Annotated in this window: 3 protein-coding genes and 1 pseudogene; 1 reads left to right on the top strand and 3 read right to left on the bottom strand. The window is 71.5% G+C overall.

The features are described from left to right. Window positions 1-141, bottom strand: a pseudogene (locus tag AC3XYG_RS21880) (type B chloramphenicol O-acetyltransferase); the annotation flags it as partial. Window positions 142-427: 286 nt separating this feature from the next. Here AC3XYG_RS21880 and AC3XYG_RS21875 point away from each other — a divergent pair. Beyond that, window positions 428-1,102 (top strand): glutathione S-transferase family protein, encoded by a 675-nt coding sequence (locus AC3XYG_RS21875; protein ID WP_489141982.1) that lies wholly within the window; start codon window positions 428-430, stop codon window positions 1,100-1,102. A gap of 151 nt (window positions 1,103-1,253) precedes the next feature. Here AC3XYG_RS21875 and AC3XYG_RS21870 read toward each other — a convergent pair whose 3' ends face one another. Further along, on the bottom strand, window positions 1,254-2,042 hold the full coding sequence (locus tag AC3XYG_RS21870) for a carnitinyl-CoA dehydratase (protein WP_489141981.1): 789 nt from the start codon (window positions 2,040-2,042) through the stop codon (window positions 1,254-1,256). Then, on the bottom strand, window positions 2,032-2,987 hold a 956-nt coding region (locus tag AC3XYG_RS21865; protein WP_489141980.1), incomplete at its 5' end, for an acetate--CoA ligase family protein. The genes AC3XYG_RS21870 and AC3XYG_RS21865, both read right to left, overlap by 11 nt.

The raw sequence follows: 2,987 nt of genomic DNA, 5'->3' as shown, positions 1-2,987 counted from the left end.
ATGCCCGGTGATCCCGGCGGCGTCCGGCCACCGCTCCATCGTGTTGAACGGGTAGGTGCTGACCCAGTCGGTGCGGTGATTGCCGCCGAGATAGATCGTGACCCCGTCGGCGATCGAGCAATAGCGCCCGATGCGCAGCCGCGCCGTCCCGCCCTGCCCCCGAATCGCCGGCTGGCCATGGGTGTGGTCGCCGATCTCGAAGCCGGATTGGGCGACGATGTCGGCCAGGATGTCCTTGGTGTAGACAGAGATGGTCACCGGCTTCTCCCTTGCCCCGCAGGGATAGAGACCGGTGAGCCCGCCTGTCAAACAACCGTGGCCGCCGGCGCCGCGGCCTTGAGTCGCCCGCATCCCCGGGAGGGCATTGCCAGCCTCGCCCACGTTCGCTTAACGTTCTCCTGAATGCGAATCGGGGGGAGGCTGCGCCATGACGGACCTGACGCTGTATTCCGGGCCGCTGAGCCTGTTCTCGCGCAAGGTCGAGATCGCGCTGGAGGAGAAGGGCCTGGCCTATGCCAGGGTGATGGTGCCCTTCACCCAGACCGAGGGTTATGCTCCCAGGCATCCGGCCGTGCTGGCCGGCAACCCCAAGGGCCAGGTCCCGGTGCTGGTCGACGGTGGCCTGACCCTGTTCGATTCGACCGTGATCCTGGACTATCTCGAGGATGCTCACCCGGCACCGCCCTTGTACCCGCAAGGCGCCGCCGACCGCGCCCGCTGCCGGATGATCGAGCTCACCGCCGACGAGATCGTGATGCCCGATGTCCGGCCGCTGATGCATCGCAGCGAGCCGCCGGACCCGGTGCGGCGCGAGGCGCAGGAGGCTGGCGCCCGCAAGGCCGAGGACGCCCTGCGCCGCCATTACACCAGGCTGGACGCGCAGCTGGCCGGACGGGCGTTCTTCTTCGACACGCTGACGGTCGCCGACATCGCCATGTTCATGACATTGCTGTTCGGCCTGCGGCTGCGCGGCCCCGGGCTGGGCAGCTTTCCCGCCCTGGCCGCCTGGTATGCCGGCCTGGCCGCCCGCCCCGCCTTCGCCAAGGTGCTGGCGGAGGTCGCCGCCGCCGACCGCGAGCTGTCGCCGCATCTGGGCGGGTAAGCCGGCTTCCCCCTCACCCTCCCATCGCCAACGCGATTTCGACCTCTCCCCAAGGAGAGATAAAAAAGGGGGCCGCGCCTCTGATTTCCCTCTCCTCAGGGAGAGGGAGGAGCCTGTCGCGTTGGCGACGGGAGGGTGAGGAGGATGGCTCCTACCGCCCCTGCCACACCGGCTTGCGCTTCTCGGCGAAGGCGCGGGCGCCTTCCAGCTGGTCTTCGCTGTCGTAGAGCGCCGCCACGGTCGGGAAGCCGCGGGCCATCACCCGGGCCAGCGCCGCCTGGGCCGGCATCGCCTCGCTCTCGCGCGCCACCTCCTTGATCGCGGCGAAGACCAAAGGCGGGCCGTCGGCCAGGTGGCGGGCCAAGGCGCGGGCGCGGTCCATCAGCTCCGCCGCCGGCACCACCGCGTTGACCAAGCCCCAGCGCAGCGCCTCCTCCGCCTCCATCCAGCGGCCGGTGTAGAGCAGGTCCATCGCCACGTGATAGGGGATGCGGCGCGGCAGCTTGATCGTCGCCGCATCGGCCAGGGTGCCGGCATTGATCTCCGGCAGCGAGAAGCGGACATGCTCCGCCGCCAGGATCAGGTCGCAGGACAATGCGAGCTCGAACCCGCCGCCGACCGCCATGCCGTTGACCGCGGCGATGACGGGCTTGTTCAGCCCCGGCAGCTCCTGCAGCCCGGCGAAGCCGCCGATGCCGTAATCCTCATCCGGCCGGATGCCTTCCGCCGCCACCGCTTTCAGATCCCAGCCGGCGGAGAAGAACCGGTCGCCGCCGCCGGTGACGATGGCGACGCGCAGCGCCGGGTCGTCGCGGAAGACGGCGAACACCTCGCCCATCCGCCGACTGGTGGCGCTGTCGATCGCATTCGCCTTGGGGCGGTCCAGCACCACCTCCAGCACGGCGCCATCACGGGTGACGTGCAGGGCATCATCGGCCATGGGTTTCCTCCACCAGTCGCAGCAGCACATCGGCGGCGACGGCGCCGCCCCCCACCACTCCGGCGGGTTGGATCATCAAAGGGTTGACGTCGAGTTCGGCCAGCCGGTCGGAATGGGCCCGCGCGAAATCCTGGATCGCCAGCACGGCATCGACCGCGGCATCGAGGTCGCCGGGCGGCCGGCCGCGGTGACCGGCGATCAGCTTCGCCACCTTCAGCGCGCGGATGGCCGCTGCGATCTCCGCCCGCCCCGCCGGCAACAGCAGGATCCGCGTGTCGCCGACCAACTCGACCAGCGTGCCGCCGGAGCCGAGCACGAGGTGCAGGCCGATCTGCGGGTCGCGGCCGATGCCGACGATCAGCTCCGCCACCGCATCGCCGACCATGCGTTCGACCAGCAGCGCCTCGCCCAGGCCGACCAAGGCTCCGGCGGCCTGCCGCACCGCGACGGCATCGGCCAGGTTCAGCCGCACCGCACCGAGTTCGGTCTTGTGCGCCAGGGCAGCGCCGGTGGCCTTGAGCACGACCGGGAAGCCGATCGCTTCGGCCGCGGCCACCGCCTCGTCCGGCGACCGGGCCAGCCGTCCCTCCGGCACCGGCACGCCATGCCCGGCCAGGCGGCGCTTGCCGTCCCATTCCGACAGGGTGCGGATAGCGCCCGGACGCAGCGGCACCGCGGGGGCTGGATCCGGCCGGTCGGCATCGCGCAGCACGTCGCCCACCGCGGCCGCGACGGCGATGGCCGCCAGCGCATCGTCGATGCCCAGCAGCGGCGCGACGCCGGCGGCGACCAGCGCCTCGGCCCGGTCCTCCGGCAGCGCCTCGGGCACGGAGGCGACCAGCGCCCCCATCCGCCCGGTGCGATGCGCGGCGGCGACCGCTGCAGCGACGCCGCCTGGCTTCCGTCGCTGGAGGCACTGGTCGCCGCGCGGCAGGTCGAGGATCA

Source organism: Inquilinus sp. (genome assembly GCF_057815775.1).
Note: the sequence above shows the minus strand (reverse complement) of the source record. Positions and strands in the feature narration are given on the sequence as shown.

What these genes read in the sequence shown, in the direction of transcription:
- AC3XYG_RS21875 (WP_489141982.1), top strand. Translation starts at nt 428, where the DNA reads ATGACGGACCTGACGCTGTATTCCGGGCCGCTGAGCCTGTTCTCGCGC.
- AC3XYG_RS21870 (WP_489141981.1), bottom strand. Translation starts at nt 2,042, where the DNA reads ATGGCCGATGATGCCCTGCACGTCACCCGTGATGGCGCCGTGCTGGAG.